The sequence below is a fragment of the Pseudomonas extremorientalis genome, assembly GCF_024584605.1.
GTDB classification, from domain to species: Bacteria; Pseudomonadota; Gammaproteobacteria; order Pseudomonadales; family Pseudomonadaceae; genus Aquipseudomonas; species Aquipseudomonas extremorientalis.
Genome location: NZ_CP089519.1, coordinates 1,290,978 through 1,313,960, shown reverse-complemented (window position 1 = coordinate 1,313,960; position 22,983 = coordinate 1,290,978). Strand labels below are relative to the sequence as shown.

The following is a 22,983-nucleotide window of genomic DNA, read 5'->3' as shown; positions in this document are numbered from 1 at the left end:
CCCCCGTTATCACCCCCACGGGCAAGTTCAAACTGAACCAGCCCCTGGGATCACAATAATAAGCAAAATGCTGGCAGAACCCGGTGCTGGGGGTGACGTTGGTAAAACGGTTGACCATAGGGTTGCTGGGGTCGGGACGAAACTTGGCCCGAACCTCAGCGGTGCCGGCCTGGGCCGCACCCGATACCCACATTAGAATAAGGACGCAGGCCCAGTGCCTGGCGCGTAAAAAGGCCATCAGTTCACTCCTGGCGCAATGGCATCGAACACCATGTGCACCGTGCCGTAGTAGTTGCCCGGCGCGTACTCATCCGCCGGTTTGATCGCTGCGATTTCCAGGGCCACCCGCTTGCCCGGCGCGGCGTCGGCGCTGGACACTACCTCAGTGGACGCCAGCCCCAGCACCTGCTGGTTGAAAGTCACACGCAGGTCGATACGGTCTTTGCCGTTGTACAGAAATGGTTCGGCATCCAACCGCGCGCCAATCGAGCCGCTGATGTTTTTGACATCGAACTGCGCACGCAGCGGGCTCAGTTGCGCCGATATCGGGTTGTAGTCCAGTGTCTGCTCGCGATGCACCAGCATCGGGTCCACCGGCAGCACATAAAACTGGGCTGTGGGAATCTCCACGAATACCTCGAAGGTTTCCCGCTCTACCGCAGCCCGGGCCGAGGGCAACACGCAAATAGCACTGAGCGAGGCGAATGCCAGCGTCTTGAAGAGTGTGATCACCCCTTGACCTCCATCGGTTTTTTCTCGCTGCCTTCGATCAGGCTGAAGCGGTAGGAGCGGCCAGGCTCTTTATCGAATCCATAGGAACGACCGGCCATGATGTGGTGCTTGACCGTCGGCCGGCATTCCAGGGTATTGGCCGCCGAGCAGTCCTTGAATTCATCGACCACCACGACACTGTTGCCCTTGTTGACCAAGGTGTAGCGCTTGCCTTCGTCACGCACCTGGGTGTCAAACCGCACGTTGCTGGGGCGTACGAAAAATACCGTGCCGTAACCGGCCAGCACGCGTACGCCAGCAGCCAGGCTGTCTTTGTATTGCTTACGCTCTTCTTCGGTGACGGCGAACTCGTCTTCGGTCTCGGGCACCACCGGTACGAAGCGCACGCGGAAGTAGCGTTCCTTGTCACGGTTGCCCATGAACAGCAGGCGCGTGCCCTGGGTGCCGTTGGCCGGTACGATCAGCCGCGCCGGGCTGGCCATCAGGCCATCGCGCGCAGCGGCCCCGGGCTGGTTCTGCAACGGTACTTCACGGTAGGAGCCATCGGCGTCGTAGATCATTTCCAGGATGTTGACCTTGACGAATGCCGTGGAGGTGCCGCCATTGAACACCCGTTTCATATAGGTGCTCTTACCCGCCTCCAGGTAGTCGTAGACCACGCCTACGTTGATCTGCGGGCCCGCCTGGGCCCCCAGGGAGAAAAGACATACGCATAACAACCAAAAACGTTTCATGCCACAACCTCATGTTTTGCAAGCGGCCAAACGCGGCCGTTTATCCAGGAACTATTCAACCCGCTGTTGCCGTGCCCAGGGTGGCCTCAGCCAGGGTGTCGGGGGTACAGCGCAGATCACCGATCATCAGCACATCGCTCTCCTGGCGCGCCTGGCTGGGGTCAAGGCGGAACTGGCAGAGCAACTGGTTGGCGTAGCGCACTTCCAGGGTGGGCGAGCTGGCGTTCATCTCCATGGAGAAGAACCCGTCGACCTCGCTGACCCCGCGACTGGCGTGATTGATCACGTGGTGCCCCTTGAGCGGCCGGCCCTGGGCATCCAGCAGGCGACCGAGCACCGTGACGGTTTTCATCACGCTGATCTTGCGGTAGCCCACCCCGCCCTTGTTCAAGTGGTAGCTGGACCGCGCCGGCTGAATGTTGGCCGCTGGTGGATGGTTGCCCTCGAAGTCGAAACTCAGGGTGCTGTTCTTGTAGGCGGTGATGGGCACGAAGTTGCGCCCCGGCCGCAGGGTGCTGCTGCCGCCGGTAAGGTCATCGGCGCGCAGGGTGATGTCGTCCAGGTCGGTCTCCACATCCACGATCATCCCGGCGCCGTGGCCTTGGGGCTGGCTGCTCAGGGCAACTTTCTGCCCGCCCACCGCGACGGTACTGCTCAGGTTCAAGCCACCGGTGATCTTGTTGTTGAAGGAGGAACGCTGGGCAAAGGCATCGCCGTACAGCGCATCGGTCTGGAAGCTGGTGCGACCGGACAACCCGACGCCGTAAGTATCGGCAATCGCCGTGGCCGACACGCTTTGCAGCATGTGATCGTCCAGGGTGCGCTGGTAGGTCAGCGAGCCATTGTTGTCGCGGCTGCCATCACGGGCGGTGCGCGTGCCGAGGCTGGCGGACCATTGCTCGTTGGGCCCGCCCAGGGCCAGGCTGACGCTCACGTCGACGCCCACGTTGCGTTTGTCGCCGGTGCTGGAGGTGGCCGGGCGATCGAACACCGAAAAGCGCCAGTTGGCATCGCTGCCAAGAAGCTTGCCGCGCTGGTTCCAACCCAGGTCCAGGCCGACCCCTTCGACGTTGCCCTGGCTGTAGGACAGGCGCGAGTTGATCGAACTCTTGTTGCTCAATCGATGGTTGATCGACAGCGACGAGTTGCTGGTCTGGCCGATAAAGGCGGTCCGCGGCCGCAGCCGTGTGCCGTCGGGGAGGATCTCGTAGGTGCGGCGGGTGTCCAGCCAACTGCGGTTGTGGCTGAGTACCACGCTGCCGTGCCCGTAGCTGTAGAGGCCTTGCATATCCAGGCCGGTGCCATGGTCCTGGGTCTGGTAGACGTTGGCGTAGAGGCTGGTGCTGTTGGCCAGTGTCCAGTCGATGGACGTGCCGTATTGCATCTTCTCGCGCACTTTGCGCGTGGACAGGCCCAGGATTACCCGTGGATGGGCCAGGTAGTTGGCGCTGGCGCCGTAGGTCATGAACCCGGTGGCTTGTTCGTCCCAGTTACTGAGCAGCTTGGTTTCCCGACCGACGAAGGTGTTATAGCGCCAGCGTTCGTCGGCATTGCGCCAGTTGTTGGGTTTGTACACCAGTTCCTGGGTGGTGGCCGTGGTCAGCCCGTCTTCGATCAGACGCACCTCTACTTCATAGATGCCCCCCGGCAGCGAGCGTGTGTCGAGGGTCTGCAACCCCGCCGCCACCGGCTGGCTATTGATCAACAGGCCATTACGGTAGATCTCTACCGACGCCTGGCGGCTGGCGGTGACGTAAATCGGGTACACGCTGGGCTTGGGGTTGTTGATCAGCAGGCTGTCGGAGCTGCCGTACATCAGGCCCACGGCGGTGTCGGGGTTGGCGCCGAATGAGCGGACCTGCCGCGTGAGGCCATCGGAGCCAGGGGTGAAGTAACCCAGGCGCAGGAAGTTGCCTTCCATTTCACGCTGGCTGTAAAGCTCATGCACGGCGTGGTACAGCGTGGTATCGGTGCCGCCGAAACGCGACAGTTGCAGGTTCAGTGCCTGGGTCCAATTGCCGACGCTGGCGCTGGCTTCCAGGCCATAACGGCCGCCCAACGCTTCATCCTGCCCACCATTGAGGTTCAATTGGTTATTGACGATCAGACCCAGGCTTCCGGCCTCCGGCTGGTCGTAATAACGCTTGGTCTGCGTGGTGCGCTCGACGTTCTCGGTGAGGATCGAGACCAATGAGTTTTCCAGGCTGTAGTGCATCGCCAGGAGTTGCTCTGGGCAACTTCTTTCGCAACTTCCAAGGGTCATTCCCTGTTGCAGGAGTTGCTGCCACTTGGCCCGTTCTGAAGCCGCGAAGGGACTATCGTTGGCGTCTGTGAATTCCAGCAAGGTAATACGGTCATTGCGATCCAGCACAATCATGGCCTCGCCGAGAAACTGTTGGTCCAGTTCCACGCGCACGGCCAAGGGCACGTCAAAAAAGTGCTCTTCGAAATCGTTTGGCAATCCCTTGGACTGTGACAGCAAACTGCCCGGCGTCGTGCCAGGCGCTGTCGGCGCGGCCAGGGCGCCGGCGCACATCAATAGCGCCAGCGCGCCCGCAATAGGCGTCTTCGAAAACATGAACGGAATACTCGTAAATACGCACAGTCAGGGCTGCTTGACAAGGTCGGCAGCCATTGCCGGCGACCGACCTTGGGTCAATGCCCGCGTGATCGTCGCGATCACGGGGCCAGGGGTGCTCCGCGTCGGTTACGGATTCGGCGTACGCGGCACGGCGTCGAAGATCACCGTGTAACTGGCGGTGTACAGGCCATTCTGGGTGTCTGTCGGCTTGGCCGGAGTGATCACCAGGTCGGCCTGGGTGCCCGGGGTGGATTGAGGGTCGTCCACCACTTCCTGCGGGGTGCCAGTCAGGGTGACGCCGTTGAAGGTGTTGGTCAGCGCAATGCTGTTGGAACCGTTGTACAGCGCTGCCGAAGACGGGCCGCCTTCGATGTAGGCATGCACCGAACCGTCGGTGTTTTTCACATCGAACGTGGCGCGCAGGGAACTCAGTTCACCGCTCACCGGGTTGTAGTTCATGGTTTCGTCTTTACCGAAGTTCGGGTCCCGTGGCTGAGCATGGAACTGCTTGGTCGGGATGTCGGCCTTGATGTTAATGGCGGTGCGCGCGTCATCGGCGGCAACGACCAGGGTTGAATTCAAGGCGACCGCGACCAGAGCGGCCGCGACGGAAAGTTGTTTCAACATAGCGATATACCTGTTGGCTAAAAACAATTTAGTGGAGTCATTAAAAACCTGCATTACGCAAACTTTTCAACAACTTGCATTGACGAACGTACCGTCTCGCCCTATGCCCAACCAGTATTCTCAAAATAAAAGCCCAAGTAAGCAGTCCGCTTCTCTACTTCATGTAGCCAAGACACACCTAGTAATATGGGAAAAAAGTGGCATTTTGCCAAAACTTTAAAATCAACTGTAAGAAACAGACTACTTGATAATAAACGAGAATAATTACGCACCGAACACGTTTGTAAGAACAGTATGACATGCGCATAAAAACTCCAACTCTCGCGTGCCGACAACGCGTGTAAGAGCACACCACTCACGACTTGAGTAATAGCTCTATTTATACAGAGTTGAATAACTCGAAACTTTCAGCCTGCTTGCCAAGCTCGTAATGCCTTGCGTGCCGTTGGTCGGGTGCGTTTGCCCTATCTATAAGATATATCTTACGTTGTATCTAAACACGACAGGAGAAGCGAAATGAGAGGACACCCTCACCACGACAGCCACGACGGCTTCGAAAAACGCGGCGGTCGCGAACGCGGTGGCCGCGGCCCGCGGGTCTTTGCCCCAGGCGATCTGAAATTGCTGCTGCCGGCGCTGATCGCCGAGCAGCCCTGCCACGGCTATGACCTGATCCGCCAGATCGAAAGCCTGTTCGACGGCGCCTACAGCCCCAGCCCCGGGGTGATCTACCCCACGCTGACCTTTCTTGAAGAAAGCGAGTTGATCAGCGGCGACACCGAAGGCGGGAAAAAACGCTACACAATCACCGACGCCGGTCGTCTCTTCTTAAGCGAGCAGACGGTTGCCCTCGACGGTATTCGTCTGCGCATGGACGTGAGCAAGCGCGCGCTGCGCGGCCAGGACCGACCGCCGGAAATCCACGAGGCGGTGCACAACCTGCGCCATGCCTTGCATTCGCACCACGGGCGCTGGAGCCCGGAAGAAATCGTGCGTGTCGCGGCGCTGCTCAACAGCACCGCCCAGGCCATTGTCGACGGGGAAAACCAATGAATACGCAAACCATCCATCGCGTTACCCACGAAATCAAACGTCGCCGCCTGCAGGTGCTGCGGGTGGTGGACATCACCCCGCGCATGCGTCGCATCACCCTGGGCGGGCCAGAATTGGCCGGGTTTGTCAGCCTGGGCAGTGACGATCACATCAAGCTGCTGTTCCCCCAGAACGCCGCCGAACAGGCCGCGCTGGAAAGCCCGACGTTCGCCATCAAGGGCGACGGGCCGCAACCGGCCATGCGCGACTACACGCCGCGGCGTTTCGACCTGAGCATCGGTGAGCTGGATATCGACTTCGTGCTGCATGGCGACGGCCCTGCGTCTACCTGGGCCGAGCAGGCGCAGGTTGGCCAACACCTGTACATCGGCGGGCCACGGGGCTCGATGATCGTGCCGGATATCTTCGACAGTTATCTGTTGATCGGCGATGAAACCGCCATCCCGGCCATCGCTCGCCGCCTGGAAGAGTTGCCGGCCGGGCGCACCGTGCTGGCCGTGATCGAGATCGCCAATACAGCCGAAAAGCAGGCGCTGCAAAGCGCGGCCGACGTCCAGGTAGTCTGGGTGATTCGCGGCCAGGACGACCTGCTCGACACCGTGCGCAAACTGACGCTGCCGAGTGGCTCGCTGTACAGCTTTGTCGCCACCGAAACCAAGCTGTCGCGCCAGGTGCGCCGCGTGCTGCTGGACACGCACCAGGTCAAGGAGGAGTTCCTCAAGGCCGTCGGTTACTGGCGCGCCGAAGGCAGCGACGAAGAATGAATCAGGGCTGGGGCTTGATGAGCTTGTCCAGCCCCACCACCGCCCCTGCTATCGCGACAAACCCCGCCAGAATGCCCCCCGCATTCACGAACACCTGTGGATAACCGAGGGTGCCCACATCAATGAACGGGTACTGATACTGCCCGAGCAAATCCCCCCGCAGCAGCACATAGGCGAAGTACACCAGCGGGTAAATCACCCAGCCGGCGATGTGCCTGAGGTGCAGGTTGCCCTTGGGCACGCACTGCCACCAGTAGATAAAAAACAGCACCGGCATTACGTCGTGCAGCAACTCGTCGGCAATGAACTGGAAGCCTTCGGGTTGCCACAGATGCCGCAGCAACAGGTTGTAAGCCAGGCCCACCACCAGGATGCTCACGGCGATCCCACTGCTGATGCCGGGCGCGAGGAAAAACCGCTTCGCGGGTGAATCGCGCCTCACCAGCGCATAGCTCAACACCACCACCGCGAGGGTGTTGGTGAGCACGGTGAAGAAACTGAAAAAATTGACCAGCCCGCCCATCAAGCTGGCGCCGGATTCCCAGCGCGAATAGAAAATCAGGTATTGCTGAATCACCAACCCCACCCAACCAGCAAGCGCCGCCGCAGCCACAAACCGCTTCATGGGATCAGTCCAGCGGGCGTTTGGTACGCATCAGTTTCACGTACAACCCTTCGACTTTTTCCCGCGCCCACGGGGTCTTGCGCAAGAACGTGAGGCTCGACTTGATGCTCGGGTCGCTCTTGAAGCAGCGCACGTCAATACGTTCGGCCAGGCCGGCCCATTCGTAATGCTCCACCAGGGTGGTGAGGACGTGTTGCAGGGTCACGCCGTGGAGAGGGTCGTTGCTTGTCGCGGTCATGCCAGGCCTTTAGAAAAGAGAACACACAGCTGCGCACTTTAGCACGATCAAAAAAGTTCCCGTTTTCAGCGAAAAAGAGATGTTATATTGTAACTACAAATCTCAAATCTTTTCGTTGCTTTACAAAGGAATGCCCAATGCTCTTCTCTTCCCTATGGCGCCTGTCCCCGCTCGCCGCCGCCCTGCTGATCGGCTCCGAAGCCCATGCCCTGGAGCTGCAACCCCAAGTCATCACCGGCAACCCGCTGGGCAGCGAGCAGCTCGCCTCGCCGACCACCGTGCTGGAAGGCGATGACCTGACCCTGCAACAAAAGGGCAGCCTCGGCGAAACCCTGAACAAGCAGCCAGGCGTGTCGTCGTCGTACTTTGGCCCGGGCGCCAGCCGGCCGATCATCCGCGGGCAGGATGGCGACCGCATTCGCATCCTGCGCAATGGCGTGGGCGCGCTGGATGCGTCGTCGCTGTCCTACGACCACGCGGTGCCGCTGGACCCGGTCAACGTGGATCGCGTTGAAATCGTGCGCGGCCCGGCGGCGCTGTTGTATGGCGGCAGCGCCATCGGTGGCGTGGTCAACACTTTTGACAACCGCATCCCCACCGAAGCCATCGAAGGCATCCACGGTGCCGGTGAATTGCGCTACGGCGGCGCCGACACCACGCGCAGCAGCGCCGGCAAACTGGAGGCAGGTAACGGCACGTTCGCCTTGCACCTGGACGCCAACGCGCGGGAATTCAACGACCTGAAAATCCCCGGCCAGGCGCGCAGCCGCCACGCCCCGGCAACCGACGACGTCCCCGGCAAGAATGGCCGCCTGGGCAACAGCGACGGGCGCCAGGACGGCGGTGCCGTGGGCGGTTCCTACACCTGGGACGACGGCTATGCCGGGTTGTCCTACAGCAACTACGACGCCAACTACGGCTCCCCTGCCGAACAGGATGTGCGCATCCGCATGAAGCAGGATCACTACGCCTTCGCTTCGGAAATCCGCAACCTGCAGGGGCCGTTCACCTCGGTGAAACTCGACGCGGGCTACACCGACTACGAGCACCGCGAAATCGAAGGGGGCGAAACCGGTACGATCTTCAAGAACAAGGGGTATGAAGCCCGGGTAGAAGCCCGCCACCAGCCGCTTGGCCCGTTCGACGGCGTGGTGGGGGCGCAAGTGACCCGCAACGAGTTCTCCGCCCTCGGCGAAGAGGCCTTCGTGCCGCAGACCGACACCAACGCCGGCGCGCTGTTTATCCTCGAAGAAATGCAGGCCACCGAGCGCCTCAAACTCAGCCTCGGCGGGCGCCTGGAACACACCAGCGTCGACCCGGATGCCAAGGGCAACGCGCGTTTTGCCAATGCCGACAAATCCAATGACTTCACCGCCGGCAGCTTGTCTTCGGGTGCGGTCTACACCCTCACACCCGTGTGGTCCCTGGCCGCCACCCTGGGCTACACCGAGCGTGCACCGACCTTCTACGAGCTGTATGCCAACGGCGCCCACGTCGCCACCGGCACCTACGAGCTGGGCGATGCCAACCTGAAAAAAGAAAAAGCAGTGTCTAGCGACCTGGCGCTGCGCTTTGACAATGGCACCCACAAGGGCAGCTTCGGGGTGTTCTACAGCCGCTTCTCCAACTACATCGGGCTGTTGGGCAGCGGTCGCACGCTGAACGATGAAGGCGAAGAAGACGCGGGCGGCATCCCTGAGTACAAGTACTCTGGCGTGCGGGCACGCTTCGCCGGCTTTGAAGCCCAGGAACACTGGAAACTTGGCGAAAGCGCCTACGGTAAGTTCGCGCTGGAACTGTCGGGCGACTACACCCGTGCGACCAACCTCGACACCGGCGAAGCCCTGCCGCGTATCGCACCGTTGCGTTTGAACAGCGGCTTGCTGTGGGAACTGGACCGCTGGCAGGCACGTATCGATGTGGAACACGCGGCGGGCCAGGGTCGCGTGCCGGATAACGAAAGCAGCACCGATGGCTACACCACCCTCGGCGCCAGCATGGGTTATCACTTCAATATGGGTGGCAGCCAATGGCTGGCGTTCGTGAACGGCGAGAACCTGACCAACCAGACCGTGCGCTATGCCAGCTCGATCCTGCGCGATATTGCCCCGGCGCCGGGTAGAAGTGTGCAGTTCGGCGTTCGAACCACCTTCTAAAAATTTTCCCCCCAGCCTGTAGCAACCCGCTTACTGTGGCGAGCGGGCTTGCCCCGCGTAGGGCTGCGCAGCAGCCCCAAAACCAGTCACTGAGTCTTTTTCAAAGAATGCGGTGAATTGACAGGGGGCTGCTTCGCAGCCCTACGCGGGGCAAGCCCGCTCGCCACAACAAGCCCGCTCGCCACAGGGCAGGGTTTCATGAAGCCAACGTTGCAGCGACTATCTGTCACTGTTACCAAATCTGAAATGATGCATCTTGCGATTTACGCTTTCTCTTGAAGCCCTCTCCCTTTATCCTTGCCGCAACAAACTGAAACGTTTCACGCCCCCCGGTCGACCTCATCTTGCTGATTATTCCCACCTGCAAAGACAGCGCTGTCTTACCCCGAGCTGCGCCTGGGGATAAATCGCCCGTCTGTGGATAACCCCACTTATCCCCAGAAAAACCGAATTAACGCTGAACCAAGCCCGTGCCGAATCGTCATCTACAGTGAAGCACGGGGTCACATAATTCCAACGTCACGGAGAAACACACTATGAGCACTGATGGTGCTTCGAGCCCAAGCCGCCTGCTGCCCAGGTTGCTAGGCGTCTTGCTGCTGATCATGGGCCTGGCCTTGCTGGCCGGGGGTATCAAGCTGACGATGCTCGGCGGGTCGCTGTACTACCTGCTGGCCGGTATCGGCATCACCCTGACCGGCATCCTGTTGCTGGCCACCCGCCGCGCCGCGCTGGGCCTGTACGCACTGGTGTTGTTCGCCAGTACCGTGTGGGCGCTGTGGGAAGTCGGCCTGGACTGGTGGCAGTTGGTGCCGCGCCTGGCGCTGCTGTTCGCCCTGGGTATCGTCATGCTGCTGCCGTGGTTCCGCCGTCCGTTGCTGCGCGGCCAACCTGCCCCACTGGGCACTGGCGCGCTGAGCGTCGCCGTGGTGTTGGCAGGTGCTACCGCCCTGGCCAGCCAGTTCACCAACCCGGGTGAGATGGTCAAGACCGGCCAACTGGACCGCGACGCGGTGCCAGGCATGGCCAGCGCTGCGCCGTCCCAGGCCGATGGCGACTGGAACTCCTACGGCCGTTCGGCCTACGGTGACCGTTACTCGCCGCTGGCGCAGATCACCCCGGAAAACGCCCACAAGTTGGTACCAGCGTGGACCTACCGCACCGGTGACATCCCTGGCCCGAATGATCCAGGCGAGACAACCGCGGAAAACACCCCGCTGAAAGTCAACGGCATGCTCTACGTGTGCACCCCGCACAGCCAGGTAATTGCCCTCGACCCGGACACCGGCAAGGAAATCTGGCGCTTCGATCCGAAGATCAGCAGCCAGGGGGCCGAGAACTTCAAGGGCTGGGCGCACATGACCTGCCGTGGCGTGTCGTATCACGATGACGCCGTGTACGCTTCCGAGCAAAGCCCGACCGGCAGCGCCAGCCCGGCCGCCGCACCGAACGCCTGCCCGAAACGCATCTTCGTGCCAACCGCCGACACCCGCCTGATCGCCCTCAACGCCGACACCGGCAAGATGTGCGAAGACTTCGGCGACAAAGGCCAGGTCGACCTGCGTGCCAACATCGGCAGCTTCGCCCCAGGCGGTTACTACTCCACCTCGCCACCGGCCGTCACCAAGAACCTGGTGGTGATCGGCGGCCACGTCACCGACAACGTCTCCACCGACGAGCCCAGCGGCGTGATCCGCGCGTTCGACGTGCACACCGGCAAGCTGGTGTGGAACTGGGACAGTGGCAACCCGGACGACACCACCCCGTTGGCCGAAGGCAAGACGTACACCCGCAACTCGCCGAACATGTGGTCCATGTTCGCCGTGGATGAAAAACTCGGCATGCTGTACCTGCCGATGGGCAACCAGATGCCCGACCAATACGGCGGCGACCGTACCGAAGACTCGGAAAAATACAGCGCCGGCCTGACCGCCCTGGACATCGACAGCGGCCATGTGAAGTGGACCTTCCAGTTCACTCACCATGACCTGTGGGACATGGACGTAGGCGGCCAGCCGTCGCTGATCGACATCAAGACCGAAGCCGGCGTGAAGCAGGCGGTGATGGCGTCGACCAAGCAAGGCAGCATCTACGTGCTGGACCGCGCCACCGGCCAACCCGTGGTGCCGATCCACGAAGTGGCCGTGCCGCAAGGCGCCGTCGCGGGCGACCACACCTCGCCAACCCAGCCGAAGTCGGACCTGAACTTCATGCCGCCGCCGCTCAAAGAGCGTGACATGTGGGGCGTGACACCGTTCGACCAACTGCTGTGCCGCATCGATTTCAAATCCATGCGCTACGACGGTGCGTTCACCCCGCCTTCACTGCAAGGTTCGATCGTGTACCCGGGCAACTTCGGCGTGTTTGACTGGGGTGGCATTTCCGTCGACCCGGTGCGCCAGATTGCCTTCGTCAACCCGAGCTACATGGCGTTCAAGTCCAAGCTGATCCCGGCGGCCGACATCGCCAAGCAAGGCCCGCGCGTCAGCGAAACCGAAGGCGTGCAGCCGAACAAAGGCGCGCCGTACGGCGTGATCCTCGAAGCCCTGCTGTCGCCAATGGGCCTGCCGTGCCAGGCACCGGCATGGGGTTATGTGGCCGCGGTCGACCTGACCACCCACAAAACCATCTGGATGCACAAGAACGGCACCGTGCGTGACAGCTCGCCGGTTCCGGTCCCGCTGACCATGGGCGTGCCTAGCCTGGGTGGCACCTTCACCACCGCCGGTGGCGTCGCGTTCCTCAGCGGCACCCTCGACCAGTACCTGCGTGCCTACGACGTGAAAAACGGCAAGCAACTGTGGGAAGGTCGCCTGCCAGCCGGCGCGCAGACCACCCCGATGACCTACACCGGCAAGGATGGCAAGCAGTACGTGCTGGTCATGGCCGGCGGTCACGGTTCACTGGGCACCAAGCAGGGTGACTATGTGATGGCGTTCAAACTGCCGGAATAAGCGACACCGGCAACAGAACTGTCACTGTGGGAGGGGGGCAAGCCCCCTCCCACATTTTTTATCAGTGTTCTATGACTTCACCGCGCATCACCGCCAACCGCGCAATCAAGCGGTTCTGCACCGGCACCGCGATTCCCTCGCTGTCCATCGCCTTGATCAAGTCCTCCACCAACGCATTGAAATCACTGCGGCTCACATTCTGGCCCTTGTGACTCTCGGCCATGCTGTCACCGGTGTAGGTGCACGGCCCACCCGCCTCCACACAGAACTGCTCGATCAGCTTGTTGCGCAGGCGCTGGATATCAATGCGCCGGAAGCGCTCGACGATGCGTTCATCCCGGGCGATGTTGAGCAACATGCCCTCCACGATCCGCGTGATGCCGGGCATGGCGCCGAGGTCGCGATAGAGGCTGTCGTCCTTGGGCGGTTGCTGCGCGCAGGCGCTGAGCAGCAGGACGAAAACCAGCGGTAAACAGCGCATCAGAAACTCCCCTGCACGGACAAATACGTGCCGTTCTGGTGGTCCAGCGTGGCGATTTCGCCAAGCCGTGCATAAGCCAATACAAACGACACATGCTTGTTGGGGAAGTACCCCACGAACAGATCCGCCCAATCACTTTCGCCGGCAAACGACAGGTTGTCGGGCTTCTCACGGTACTCCACGCCCACCGCCCAACGCGGGTTGAGCAGCAACGCCAGCGAGCCTTCCTTGAGCAGGCTGCGGCTGTCGCGGCGGTCGCCGCCAAAGCCGAGCAAGCCGGTTTCATTGGCCCGACTGTAGCGCAGGCTGCCGTTGACCAGCACGTTGTAGCCAAACGCGGCGCCCATGAACAGGCGGCTGGCGGCCAGGTAGCCTTCGACATCGCTGTCGCGCCTGGCGCCCACCAGGCTGGGGATATCAAAGTTCGTCTGGTGCTTGTATTCCAGGCCCAGGGAAACCTGGGGCAGCGCGTCGTAGATCACATCACCGAACAGGCGCACCTTGAGGCCAAGCACGTCCTGGCCCAGGTTGTCCTCGGGCAGTTTGAGCTTATGCACCAGGCTGCCGAGGTCAAAGCGCTGGCGGGCGAAAGACACCTCGATGCGGTTGTCGTAGGCCAGCGCCAGCCCGGCCACGTCCAGCCGATAATCCGGCAGGTTGACCGTGGTCGCGAACGCCGTGGCCCCCCATTCGTGCTGTTCGCCGTATCCGGCCAGCACTGCCCAGGGTGTGATCCCACCGCCCGCCGCACCTTCGATACTGCTGGCGCCGCCGGTAGCGATCAGGCGGCCGTTGTCGGCCAGTGCCGTTTGCAGGGCCAGTGCGCCAAGGCAACCGATCAGGAAAGAAAAACGCACGGTCATGTCACTCAATGAACCAGGGACGTTTGCGCACTGAGCGGCAAGGCCATCCAGGCTTCGAAGGCGTCGGCACTCAACGGCCGGCTGATCAGGTAACCCTGGGCCGTGTCGCAGTGCCAGCGCTCCAGCAGGCGCAGGCTGTGGGCGTATTCGACGCCCTCGGCAACGACCTTGAGGCCCAGGTTGTGGCTCATCTCGATGGTGGAGCGCACGATCACTGCGTCTTCACTGGTTTCATCGAGGTTGCGCACAAAGGATTGGTCGATCTTCAACTCCTGCACCGGCAGGCGCTTGAGGTGCGCCAGTGACGAATAGCCGGTGCCGAAATCGTCCACCGACAGGCCGATACCGCAATCGCGCAGCAAGTTGAGCACCTTGAGGGCTTTTTCCGGCTCACGCATCACCGCGCTTTCGGTGATTTCAAACAGCAGTTGTTCGGCCGGCAAACCATAGCGACACAGCAATGCCGAGACCCGGTGGGCCAGCTCATCGCCGAGCAGATCGTCCGCCGAGATGTTCAGCGACAGTTGCAAGGACAGGCCGCGCCGGTTCCATTCGCACAACTGGCGAATGCCCTGCTCGATCACCCATTGGGTCAGCAACTGGATACTGCCCGAGCGTTCGGCCAACGGGATGAATTCCCCCGGGGAGACCATGCCGAACTGCGGATGCTGCCAGCGCAACAGCGCTTCGGCCTGACGCACATGGCCCTGGCGGATATCCAGCTTGGGCTGGTAGTGCAGCAACAGTTGACCCTGGTTGGCCGCGTGGCGCAGGTCACGGATCAGGGTAATCTGGCGGCGGTGCGCCAGGTCGCGGCCCTGCTCATAGATTTGCAGGCGGCCGGGCATTTGCGCGGCGTCCTTCATGGCGATGGCCGCGCGTTCCAGCAAGGTGTGCGGGCTTTCACCATCAACCGGGTACACCGCGATGCCCAGGCGACAATCCAGCGCCAGGTCATGGCCGTTGATGCGCTGGGGACGCAGCAGCAGCTGTTGCAGTTTGTCGGCCATGCCCACCGCTTCGTCGCTGCCCGCACCTTCGAGCAGCAGCAGGAATTCGTCGGCGATCAGGTGCGCCACGGTATCGCCGGGGCGCAACGCCGCTTGCAGACGCTGGCTGACCGTGATCAGCAGTTGGTCCACCGCTTCGGGGCCGGCGGTTTCGCTGGCGGCGCGCAGGTTGTCGATGCCCAGGTAGATCAGGGCCACCGGGCGTTGCAGGGCAATCGAACTGCCCAGGCGTTCCATGGCCAGCGCACGGTTCGGCAGGCCGGTGACGCGATCATGCAAGGCATTGTGCGCCAGCTGTTGTTCGCGCTCGGCAATGCCGTTTTGCATCGCGTTGACCGCCAGGGCCAGGCGCCCCAGTTCATCACTGCGCGCCAGCACCACCGGGGTCTGATAGTCGCCGCTGCCGATGCGTTCGGCCGCCTGCGCCAAGGCCTGCACCGGACGCGACACCGTGCGCGCCAGCAGCAAGGCACCGATCAATGAAGCGATCAGCGCGACCAGGGCAATCCCGAGAATCTTTTCATCCAATGGCACAAAGGCCTGCATCGCCGCATCCAGCGGGCTTTGCAGCAGGGCCAGGACTTTGCCGTTTTCATCACTGGCCAATACCAGCGATTGACTGAGGAAGCGGTGCTCAAGGTGAGCGGTGGTGGACACGCCACGCCGCGTCGAGTCGCCCAGCATCAGCGCGCTGATGCTCTGGCGCAGTGCTTGCGGCTGGGTACTGACCAGCTCGCCGGGGCGGTCATGATCAATCGCCAGGAACGAGACTTCCAGGTTGCTCAGCGAACGCAGCTCATCGGCAAATGCCGCGTCCATGCTGAATCCCATTACCACCCGCGCGATAGGCAACGGCGCCAGCACCGAAGCTTCTACCAACAGATGCGGCTCGCCCTGCAACGGCACCACCAGCATCGCCTGACGATTGCGCCGGGCTTCGCGCAGGGCCTGGTCGTAGCGAAAGGTCGAGCCCTCCGAAACGTCCTCCAGGGTGCTGGCCAGGACTTTTCCGTCCATGCCCAGCAGGATCATGTCGCTGGCGTTGATGCGCTTGCCGTGGTTGAGCAGCACCGAGCGCAGGGTTGCCGAATCGCCACTGGCGACCGCATCGCGAAAACCGAAGTCGGCCGCCAACAACTGCACACCATCGGCCAGGCGCCGACCGCGTGTGTCGAGCAAGCGCTCGAACACCCGCGTGCCCACGTCCAGCTGGGCCAGGGCCTGGCCGTGGACCGCCGAGCGGGTGGCGGCCTTGACGCTGAAATACAGCGCGCCGATCACCACCAGTGACAGCACGATCAACACGCAGGCGACCCGCGCCTGGAAGCTACTGCGCAGTTTCATGGGCGGCTCGATTGAAGGCATCGCCAAAGGCGCTGGGCGGCGGCGGCAAATCCGCCGGTGCGGGCTCCAGGCTCAACGTCACACGGTGGCTGAGCCCGGCAGCAGGCATGTGCAAGCTGCCGCCATCCAACGGCTGCATATCTGCCAGTTGCGGATGCCACACGGTGAGGTGGTAGTCACCGGCCGGCAACTGTTCCAGGCGCACACGGCCCTGGGCATCGCTGACGCCGAAACGCGGGTCATCGGTGACGTAGATATAGCCGAGCATCCAGTCATGGATATTGCAGCCCAGCACCACCACGCCGGGCCTGTCGAACAGCAGCGGGTCAGTGGGCGTGCCTTCGTAAAGGCGCAGTTCGAAGCGCTTGGCAGCGGAGAACGAATACACCTGATGGCGAATATTGTCGCTGTTGGGGAAGCGCACCTGGGTACCGGTGTGCACTGCCAGTACATGGGGCGCGAAGCGTTGACCGCGCTGGTCCATATCCGCCTTGAGCACGCCTTGCGGCGCCTGCGCCGGGCCGTGCAAGGTGACCACTGCATCGGCAACAGGTTGACCGTCGACCTGCTGGGCCAACACCTCAAGCGTCGCCGCCGATGCGGGGCCGCCCACAGCCAGCAACAGTGCTGTACGAAGTAACGAGTGAAAAATCCAAGCCATGGTCGATCCGCAGGAAATGAGCTGAAAGAGCAGCCTGCCTTGGCACAGAAACATTGAAGTGCATGCATGATGACGCAAGCAAGGCCAATTGCCATCATCGGTTTTACAGCAATACATAACCGCCTGTCGGCAAAAAACTATGCATTCGGTCAAGCCTTGTAGAGGTTATCGACGCTGTTTTGAAAATCTGCAGTCGAAGGGAAAGGCTTTTCTAGATCGGCACCCGCTCACGCCGCATCCACATCTCGAACGCCATCGCGTTCAGCGGGCGGCTGATCAGGTAGCCCTGGGCGGTGTCGCAATTCCACTGCTTGAGCAGCTTGAGGCTGGGGGCGAACTCCACGCCCTCGGCCACTACCTTGAGTCCGAGGTTGTGGCTCATCTCGATGGTGGAGCGCACGATCACGGCGTCGCCGCTGGTGCTGTCGAGGTTGCGCACGAAGGACTGGTCGATCTTCAACTCCTGCACCGGCAAGCGCTGCAATTGCGCGAGGGACGAGTAGCCGGTACCAAAGTCATCCACCGATAGGCTGATACCGCAACCGCGCAGTTGCTCCAGCACACTGAGGGCCTGTTGCGGGTTGTGCATGATCGCGCTTTCGGTGATCTCGAAGATCAGTTGCCCGGCGTCCACCTGGTACTGCATCAACAGCGCGGTGACGCGAATCGCCAGGTCGTCATCAGCCAGGTCGTCCACCGAAATATTCACCGACAGCTGGATCAGCAGGCCGCGCTGCGCCCACTCGGCGATCTGGCGCACCGCTTCTTCGATCACCCACAGCGTCAGGCTGCTCATGCTGCCGGTGCGTTCGGCCAGGGGGATGAACTCGGCGGGAGACACCTGGCCCAGGGTCGGGTGCTGCCAGCGCAACAAGGCTTCGGCCTGACGCACATGGCCGTGCTTGAGGTCGAGCTTGGGCTGGTAGCACAGGAACAACTCGCCCTCGATGGCCGCACGCCGCAGGTCGCGGATCAGGGTGATCTGGCGCTGATGGGCCAGGTCGCGGTCCTGCTGGTAGATCTGCAGATGCCCCGGCAGGCTCGCGGCGTCATGCCGGGCGATGGCGGCGCGGCTGATCAACTCTTCCACTTGCTGGCCGTCGGCGGGGTAAGCCGCGATGCCGATGCTGACTTCGTGGCGCAGTTCGTCATTGCCGATGCGCTGGGGCTCGGTGAGCAGCGCGTAGAGGCGGTCGGCGCGGGCCACGGCGCGGTCGACCTCGGTGTTTTCCAGCAACAGCAAAAACTCACTGCCGGCAATACGTGCCGCGGTGTCGCTGGCCAACAGGCTCATGGCCAGGCAGCGACTGGCTTCGCGCAGCATTTCCTCGACACCTTCGGGGCCAAAGCCTTCGTTGATCACCCGGTAATTTTCGATCCCCACATACAGCAACACCACCGGCCTGCCGGCGCTGATCGCACTGCCCAGGCGCTCCATCGCCAGGGCGCGATTGGGCAGGCCGGTGAGCGGATCATGCAACGCGTTGTGCGCCAGTTGCCGCTCACGCACAGCGATGCCGCTTTGCATGGCGTTGAACGCACGGGCCAACAGGCCGAACTCATCATGGCTGCGCACCCGCACCGGCGTGCGGTAGTCACCGGCGCCGATGCGTTCGGCCGCCTGCACCAGCGCATTGAGCGGGCGCGACACCCGCCGCGCCAAAAACAACGCGCCGGCCAACGACACCACCAGCACCGCCAGGGCAATCCCGAGGAACTGCCGGTCCAGCGGCGCAAAGGATTCCAGGGCGTGGTCCAGCGGGCTTTGCAACAGCACCCGCACATCATCGCCGTCGCCGGTGTTGGCCAGCGGTAATACCTGGCTGAGCACACGCTGGCCGTAGAACAAATGGATCCGCGGTTCGGGGTCGATATGCCCGTCGCGCAACAGGCTGAGGGTACCGGCCTGGTAGGCGTCCGGCTGCGTGCTGAACAACGCGCCGGGCTTGCCGTCCTGCACGCTGAGGAACGACACCTCCAGGTTGCTCATGGAACGCAGTTCACTGGCGAACAGCTTGTCCATGGGGAACCCCATGACGATGCGAGCGATAGGCAGCGGGTCGAGTACTTCATCCTGCACCAACAAATACGGACGCCCATCCATGGCCACGATCAACATCTGCAGCCCCGTGCGCCGCGCGTGACGCAGGGCATCGTCGTAGGGGAAAACCTGGCCACGGGTGAGGATCGGCAACGTGCTGACCATGACCTTGCCATCCAGGCCCAGCACAAACACCTCACTGGAGCGGATACCCGTGCCGTGACGGCGCAACGCAGCAAGGATCGGCACGGTCTTGCCGTCGGCCACGGCTTGCTTGAACGGCAGGTCGGCGGTCAGCCAGTCCAGGCCGTATTGCAGGCGATGCCCGCGCAGATCGAGCAAGCGTTCGAACACCTGGCTGCCGGTTTTCAGTTGGACTTGCGCCTGGTTTTCCACAGCGCGGGCGGTGGCGGTCTTTACCGAGAAATAGGTGGCGGCCACGACTACCAGCAGCAGCAGCGCGAGCACCCCGGCGATGCGGGTCTGGAACGTGTGGCGCCACTTCATCGCAGTGCCCTCTGGCAGCGTTCGCCTCTCTCTGCCACTACGTCCCTTTGTCATGTGCATTCCCTGCGACTGCTGACCTGGCGTCAAAAAAATATCCATTTTTATTGAATATTCGATTTGAGGAGATTAGCTGGGAGTGGGCGTATGTGCACCCAATAAAGCCGGGGAACTGGGTGGCGGTTTTTTGGCGACAAAGGGTTGGCTGAGGTTTTGAGTTGAGTACATATCCGTTATTTGGATAACGGCGGCTTATGGCTCCACTCTTACAGTTGCGAACACTGCAATTGTGGCGAGCGGGCTTGCCACAGGGTAGTTATCGCCGGTTCTACTTAACGACCTTGATATGAACACAATCACCCACCCCGAGCCCGCATGAAATCCCCCCACCGCCGCACCAGATAATTGTGCTCATCCATCACCGAATTCCACACCGCAATATGCCCCATGCGCTGCTCATACGACCCCCCGTCCCGCACTTCCCCCACATCGATCAACGGCAACCCATCGCTGCCCAACAACTCCTCCCGCGCCGGCAACCCCGCATACCAGTAATCCCATTCGGCACTGCTCAAGTGATCACGACTGCGCGCGGGGTTACCAATGTAGTAACCCTGGCGCGCCATCACCGCCCCGGGCCAGCCGGACAGCCACCAATTCAAGTACGCATACGCCGCATCCAGCACCGGCCCCTTGGCATGCCGCGACAACGACAACCCGCCAAACCACGCGCGATACCCTTCACGCGGCACGGCAAGGCGGTATTTCACCCCTGCGCGATGCAGACGCATCAGGGTCGGCGACCACAGGCTCTGGATATCGATACTCGGGCTGAGCATCAACTGCGCAGCTTCTTCATCGTCGGACCAGAACGCCGCAAAGTGCCCTTCTTTCTGTTTACGCACCAGTATGTCAGCGAGCACGTCGATCTCTTCGATGCTCATATTGCCGATGTCCCTGAAGCTGGCCAGCCCCGCGCCCTGCACCGCCAGCGCGGCATCCAGGGCGCCGATGGCGGCGTCGCTTTGCAGCGCGGTGCGCGCACGCCAAGCCGGGTCCAGCAGCCAGCCCCAGCTCTCGTTACCGTGGCAAAAACCGTCGGGCAAGCGCTCGGGGCGGTAGGCGAAACTGTCGGCGTTGTGGGTCAGCGGCAGCATGCTGATGCGCTCGGTGACCGTGCTGCCGAGGCTGCCGTCGTGCTGCACGAACAGCCGCTCACTGGGCACGCTGCCACTGCCCAGGCGGTCGTCGGCCGACAGGCGCCCGCGCTTGGGCAGGTCGTTGATTTCATGCCACAAGGCGATGCGCCGGGTGTCGATAGGCTGGATCGCCTGGGCCGGCCACACAAAGTCGACGTTGTGGAACCACTGGTCGTACAGGTCGTAGCTGTCGGGCTGCATCACCGCAATACGCTGGGCCTGTTCGACATCGTGCACCTGGTACACCAGACGAATGCCCAGCTCTTGTTCGGCACGTACGCGCAGGCATTCAAGCAGGGTCACGGAGGTGCCGAGGACGCGCAGTGTGATCATGTCGCCCACCGCCGCGAAAAGACTTCAAACGAGCGCCTTAACAGCGCAGGGTCGAGGCCGCGCAGGATGAACACCAGGCGCGATTGGCGATCACTGCCCGGCCACGCCGGCAGATGCACCGGTGCGTGCAGGCAGTGCTGCACGCCATGGATGACGATGGGAGCGTTACTGGCGTTCACGTTGAGCAGCCCTTTGACCCGGAGGATTCGTTCGCCGTGGCATCTTAACAGCATCGACAACCACACCCCGAACCCCACCCAGTCCAGTGGCTGGTCGAACGTCAGGCTGCACACTTGCGCGGCGCCGTGAGTGGCAGTGGGGGTGCGATGCAACTGCCAGCGGCTGACTTCAACGGCGGGCTCGGCGCTGCGCAGGCCTTCGCCGAGCAGCAACTGGTCGCCGCCGTGAATATCCTGGGTATTGAAGATCGGCGTGCCGGCATTGAGTGCCTGCAAATGGGTACGTAGCGCTGCGCAATCCCTCGCCAGATCGGTCTTGCTCAGCAGCAAGCGATCCGCCGCCGCCACCTGCGCCAGCCATTCCGGGTGCAGGCGTTCTTGCAGGGCTGCGTGGCTGGCGTCGACCAGGGTGATCACCAGGCCGATATGGAAACGCCCGCGCAGTTGCACATCGTTGTTCAGGGTGGCGAGGATCGGTGCCGGATCGGCCAGGCCTGTGGTCTCCAGGATCACCCGTTTGAAGACCGGGATTTCACCGCGCTCGCGGCGCTGCAGCAGGTCAAGCAGCGCGTCTTTCAACTCGCCCCGGATCGAGCAACACACACAGCCGCTGGGCAGCAGCACGGTGTCCGGCGCTACCTCCTCAACCAGCAGATGGTCGATGCCGACGTCGCCGAATTCATTGATCAGCAACGCGGTGTCGCCCAGGCTTTCGCCTTGCAGCAGGCGCTTGAGCAAGGTGGTCTTGCCGCTGCCGAGGAAGCCGGTGATGACGTTGAGGGCGATGCTCATACGCAGGCCTCCAGATGATCCAGCAGGCGCGGATCGAGCGGGTCCAACGGACGGCCAAGCAAGGTCTCGGCAGCTTGCCAGAGTTGATCCAGGCCGCTGGCCAATGCCTGTTTACCGGTGGCGCCCAATAGCAGATAGGACGCGCCCTGGAAGTCTTCGACCTTGAGCCGGAACACCGCCAATACCTGGTTGATCGCCGCAATCCGGCGCAGGCGTTCGCGACGCCGGGGCAATTCATCGCCCAGGGGGTCGCTCCAGTGCAGGTCTTCGCCAAGCAATCCACAGAGTCCGCACATGGCTACACCTCACTCATGGCATGACATCGCCGGAGTTCGGGCCCAGGGTCTGGCCAACGAACAGGTTGCCGCCCGGCTCGCTGGCCAGCAGCACCGCGACCGGCGCCACTTCATCCGCCAGGCCGAAACGGCCCAGGGGCAGTTCCCTGGCCTTGGCGCGTTTCCAGTCGTCGCTGATGCCGCCGACCAGGGGCGTCTCGATCGGGCCGGGGGCGATGGCGTTGACCAGCACATTGTCCTTGGCCACTTCCAGGGCCAGGGATTTGGTAAAGCCGATCACCCCCGCCTTGGCCGCTGCGTAATGGGTCAACTCGGCGCCACCCTTGATGCCCAGTTGCGAAGCCACATTGATGATCCGCCCCCAGCGCTGCGCGAGCATGTGCGGCAACGCACGCTGGCTGGCGACGAACACACTGGTAAGGTCGACGCGCAGCATGTCGTTCCACATTTCAAGGGTCAGGTCCACGCAACGGGCCTGGGTGAGCATGCCGGCGTTGTTGACCAGAATGTCGATGCCGCCAAAGTGCTCGACGCAGCGGTCGACACTGGCCTGGGCACCTTCGACGGTACCGACATCGGCCAGGCATTCGAACACCTCGGCGCCGAGGTTGCGGCAGGTGATCGCGGTTTCCGCGAGGCTGGCCGCATTGCGGTCGGCCAGCACCAGGCGTGCACCTTCAGCGGCGTAGGCACGGGCGATGGCGGCACCGATGCCGCTGCCGGCGCCGGTGATCACGGCCCGGCGATTTGAAAGTTGGGACATGTAAATTCTCCTGAACAAAACACAGGTCCAATGTGGGAGGGGGCTTGCCCCCG

General features: G+C 62.3%; 19 protein-coding genes. 4 read left to right on the top strand and 15 right to left on the bottom strand.

Annotated elements, in window-relative coordinates:
* Positions 1-237: 237 nt before the first annotated feature.
* The 4 genes from LUU92_RS05755 to LUU92_RS05740 all read right to left on the bottom strand — a co-directional run bounded on the left by LUU92_RS05755 (position 238) and on the right by LUU92_RS05740 (position 4,674).
* A complete protein-coding gene (locus LUU92_RS05755; RefSeq protein ID WP_071489096.1) occupies positions 238-729 on the bottom strand; it encodes a CS1 type fimbrial major subunit in 492 nt (163 codons plus the stop codon).
* A complete protein-coding gene (locus LUU92_RS05750) occupies positions 729-1,466 on the bottom strand; it encodes a pilus assembly protein (RefSeq protein ID WP_071488668.1) in 738 nt (245 codons plus the stop codon). Before LUU92_RS05750 ends, LUU92_RS05755 begins: the two co-directional genes overlap by 1 nt.
* A gap of 55 nt (positions 1,467-1,521) precedes the next feature.
* The gene (locus tag LUU92_RS05745) at positions 1,522-4,044 is read right to left on the bottom strand and encodes a CS1-pili formation C-terminal domain-containing protein (RefSeq protein ID WP_222541061.1); all 2,523 of its coding nucleotides are present in this window, start codon (positions 4,042-4,044) and stop codon (positions 1,522-1,524) included.
* A gap of 129 nt (positions 4,045-4,173) precedes the next feature.
* Positions 4,174-4,674, bottom strand: a complete 501-nt coding sequence (locus LUU92_RS05740; RefSeq protein ID WP_071488666.1) for a CS1 type fimbrial major subunit — start codon at positions 4,672-4,674, stop codon at positions 4,174-4,176.
* Between the two features lie 516 nt (positions 4,675-5,190).
* On the opposite strand from LUU92_RS05740, the gene LUU92_RS05735 reads away from it, so the two are divergent.
* Together LUU92_RS05735 and LUU92_RS05730 are read left to right on the top strand one after the other, a co-directional pair.
* Positions 5,191-5,727 carry a PadR family transcriptional regulator gene (locus tag LUU92_RS05735; RefSeq protein ID WP_071488665.1) on the top strand — a complete coding sequence of 179 codons (537 nt, stop codon included), beginning with the start codon at positions 5,191-5,193 and terminating at the stop codon, positions 5,725-5,727.
* The gene (locus LUU92_RS05730; RefSeq protein ID WP_071488664.1) at positions 5,724-6,491 is read left to right on the top strand and encodes a siderophore-interacting protein; all 768 of its coding nucleotides are present in this window, start codon (positions 5,724-5,726) and stop codon (positions 6,489-6,491) included. Before LUU92_RS05735 ends, LUU92_RS05730 begins: the two co-directional genes overlap by 4 nt.
* A gap of 1 nt (position 6,492) precedes the next feature.
* Here LUU92_RS05730 and LUU92_RS05725 read toward each other — a convergent pair whose 3' ends face one another.
* The gene (locus LUU92_RS05725) at positions 6,493-7,116 is read right to left on the bottom strand and encodes a Pr6Pr family membrane protein (protein ID WP_222541060.1); all 624 of its coding nucleotides are present in this window, start codon (positions 7,114-7,116) and stop codon (positions 6,493-6,495) included.
* A 4-nt stretch (positions 7,117-7,120) separates the two neighbouring features.
* A complete protein-coding gene (locus tag LUU92_RS05720; protein WP_048720273.1) occupies positions 7,121-7,354 on the bottom strand; it encodes a VF530 family protein in 234 nt (77 codons plus the stop codon).
* Positions 7,355-7,491: 137 nt separating this feature from the next.
* Here LUU92_RS05720 and LUU92_RS05715 point away from each other — a divergent pair, with 137 nt between their 5' ends.
* Positions 7,492-9,510: a TonB-dependent receptor gene (locus LUU92_RS05715; protein ID WP_257103283.1), complete on the top strand. Its 2,019-nt coding sequence runs from the start codon at positions 7,492-7,494 to the stop codon at positions 9,508-9,510.
* Between the two features lie 536 nt (positions 9,511-10,046).
* On the top strand, positions 10,047-12,464 hold the full coding sequence (locus tag LUU92_RS05710) for a glucose/quinate/shikimate family membrane-bound PQQ-dependent dehydrogenase (RefSeq protein WP_071488661.1): 2,418 nt from the start codon (positions 10,047-10,049) through the stop codon (positions 12,462-12,464).
* 61 nt (positions 12,465-12,525) lie between these two features.
* Here LUU92_RS05710 and LUU92_RS05705 read toward each other — a convergent pair whose 3' ends face one another.
* The 9 genes from LUU92_RS05705 to LUU92_RS05665 form a co-directional block, all read right to left on the bottom strand.
* Positions 12,526-12,945 carry a group I truncated hemoglobin gene (locus LUU92_RS05705; RefSeq protein ID WP_257103282.1) on the bottom strand — a complete coding sequence of 140 codons (420 nt, stop codon included), beginning with the start codon at positions 12,943-12,945 and terminating at the stop codon, positions 12,526-12,528.
* Positions 12,945-13,808 (bottom strand): DUF3034 family protein, encoded by an 864-nt coding sequence (locus LUU92_RS05700; RefSeq protein ID WP_222541058.1) that lies wholly within the window; start codon positions 13,806-13,808, stop codon positions 12,945-12,947. Before LUU92_RS05700 ends, LUU92_RS05705 begins: the two co-directional genes overlap by 1 nt.
* Before the next feature lie 5 nt (positions 13,809-13,813).
* On the bottom strand, positions 13,814-16,162 hold the full coding sequence (locus tag LUU92_RS05695) for a putative bifunctional diguanylate cyclase/phosphodiesterase (protein WP_257103281.1): 2,349 nt from the start codon (positions 16,160-16,162) through the stop codon (positions 13,814-13,816).
* Positions 16,146-16,823 carry a methylamine utilization protein gene (locus LUU92_RS05690; protein ID WP_257103280.1) on the bottom strand — a complete coding sequence of 226 codons (678 nt, stop codon included), beginning with the start codon at positions 16,821-16,823 and terminating at the stop codon, positions 16,146-16,148. Before LUU92_RS05690 ends, LUU92_RS05695 begins: the two co-directional genes overlap by 17 nt.
* Before the next feature lie 211 nt (positions 16,824-17,034).
* Positions 17,035-19,371, bottom strand: a complete 2,337-nt coding sequence (locus LUU92_RS05685) for a putative bifunctional diguanylate cyclase/phosphodiesterase (RefSeq protein ID WP_257103279.1) — start codon at positions 19,369-19,371, stop codon at positions 17,035-17,037.
* 353 nt (positions 19,372-19,724) lie between these two features.
* Positions 19,725-20,900, bottom strand: coding sequence for an ABC transporter substrate-binding protein (locus LUU92_RS05680; protein WP_092240976.1), 1,176 nt, complete (start codon positions 20,898-20,900; stop codon positions 19,725-19,727).
* Positions 20,897-21,871: a CobW family GTP-binding protein gene (locus tag LUU92_RS05675; RefSeq protein WP_257103278.1), complete on the bottom strand. Its 975-nt coding sequence runs from the start codon at positions 21,869-21,871 to the stop codon at positions 20,897-20,899. The genes LUU92_RS05680 and LUU92_RS05675 overlap by 4 nt, the downstream gene beginning before the upstream one ends.
* The gene (locus tag LUU92_RS05670; protein WP_071488653.1) at positions 21,868-22,167 is read right to left on the bottom strand and encodes a hypothetical protein; all 300 of its coding nucleotides are present in this window, start codon (positions 22,165-22,167) and stop codon (positions 21,868-21,870) included. Before LUU92_RS05670 ends, LUU92_RS05675 begins: the two co-directional genes overlap by 4 nt.
* Before the next feature lie 13 nt (positions 22,168-22,180).
* Positions 22,181-22,930 (bottom strand): SDR family NAD(P)-dependent oxidoreductase, encoded by a 750-nt coding sequence (locus tag LUU92_RS05665; RefSeq protein ID WP_071488652.1) that lies wholly within the window; start codon positions 22,928-22,930, stop codon positions 22,181-22,183.
* Positions 22,931-22,983 lie beyond the last annotated feature (53 nt).

Coding starts and splice junctions, on each gene's coding strand:
- LUU92_RS05750 (WP_071488668.1), bottom strand. CDS start 1,466: ATGAAACGTTTTTGGTTGTTATGCGTATGTCTTTTCTCCCTGGGGGCC.
- LUU92_RS05745 (WP_222541061.1), bottom strand. CDS start 4,044: ATGTTTTCGAAGACGCCTATTGCGGGCGCGCTGGCGCTATTGATGTGC.
- LUU92_RS05740 (WP_071488666.1), bottom strand. CDS start 4,674: ATGTTGAAACAACTTTCCGTCGCGGCCGCTCTGGTCGCGGTCGCCTTG.
- LUU92_RS05735 (WP_071488665.1), top strand. CDS start 5,191: ATGAGAGGACACCCTCACCACGACAGCCACGACGGCTTCGAAAAACGC.
- LUU92_RS05730 (WP_071488664.1), top strand. CDS start 5,724: ATGAATACGCAAACCATCCATCGCGTTACCCACGAAATCAAACGTCGC.
- LUU92_RS05725 (WP_222541060.1), bottom strand. CDS start 7,116: ATGAAGCGGTTTGTGGCTGCGGCGGCGCTTGCTGGTTGGGTGGGGTTG.
- LUU92_RS05720 (WP_048720273.1), bottom strand. CDS start 7,354: ATGACCGCGACAAGCAACGACCCTCTCCACGGCGTGACCCTGCAACAC.
- LUU92_RS05715 (WP_257103283.1), top strand. CDS start 7,492: ATGCTCTTCTCTTCCCTATGGCGCCTGTCCCCGCTCGCCGCCGCCCTG.
- LUU92_RS05710 (WP_071488661.1), top strand. CDS start 10,047: ATGAGCACTGATGGTGCTTCGAGCCCAAGCCGCCTGCTGCCCAGGTTG.
- LUU92_RS05705 (WP_257103282.1), bottom strand. CDS start 12,945: ATGCGCTGTTTACCGCTGGTTTTCGTCCTGCTGCTCAGCGCCTGCGCG.
- LUU92_RS05700 (WP_222541058.1), bottom strand. CDS start 13,808: ATGACCGTGCGTTTTTCTTTCCTGATCGGTTGCCTTGGCGCACTGGCC.
- LUU92_RS05695 (WP_257103281.1), bottom strand. CDS start 16,162: ATGAAACTGCGCAGTAGCTTCCAGGCGCGGGTCGCCTGCGTGTTGATC.
- LUU92_RS05690 (WP_257103280.1), bottom strand. CDS start 16,823: ATGGCTTGGATTTTTCACTCGTTACTTCGTACAGCACTGTTGCTGGCT.
- LUU92_RS05685 (WP_257103279.1), bottom strand. CDS start 19,371: ATGAAGTGGCGCCACACGTTCCAGACCCGCATCGCCGGGGTGCTCGCG.
- LUU92_RS05680 (WP_092240976.1), bottom strand. CDS start 20,900: ATGATCACACTGCGCGTCCTCGGCACCTCCGTGACCCTGCTTGAATGC.
- LUU92_RS05675 (WP_257103278.1), bottom strand. CDS start 21,871: ATGAGCATCGCCCTCAACGTCATCACCGGCTTCCTCGGCAGCGGCAAG.
- LUU92_RS05670 (WP_071488653.1), bottom strand. CDS start 22,167: ATGTGCGGACTCTGTGGATTGCTTGGCGAAGACCTGCACTGGAGCGAC.
- LUU92_RS05665 (WP_071488652.1), bottom strand. CDS start 22,930: ATGTCCCAACTTTCAAATCGCCGGGCCGTGATCACCGGCGCCGGCAGC.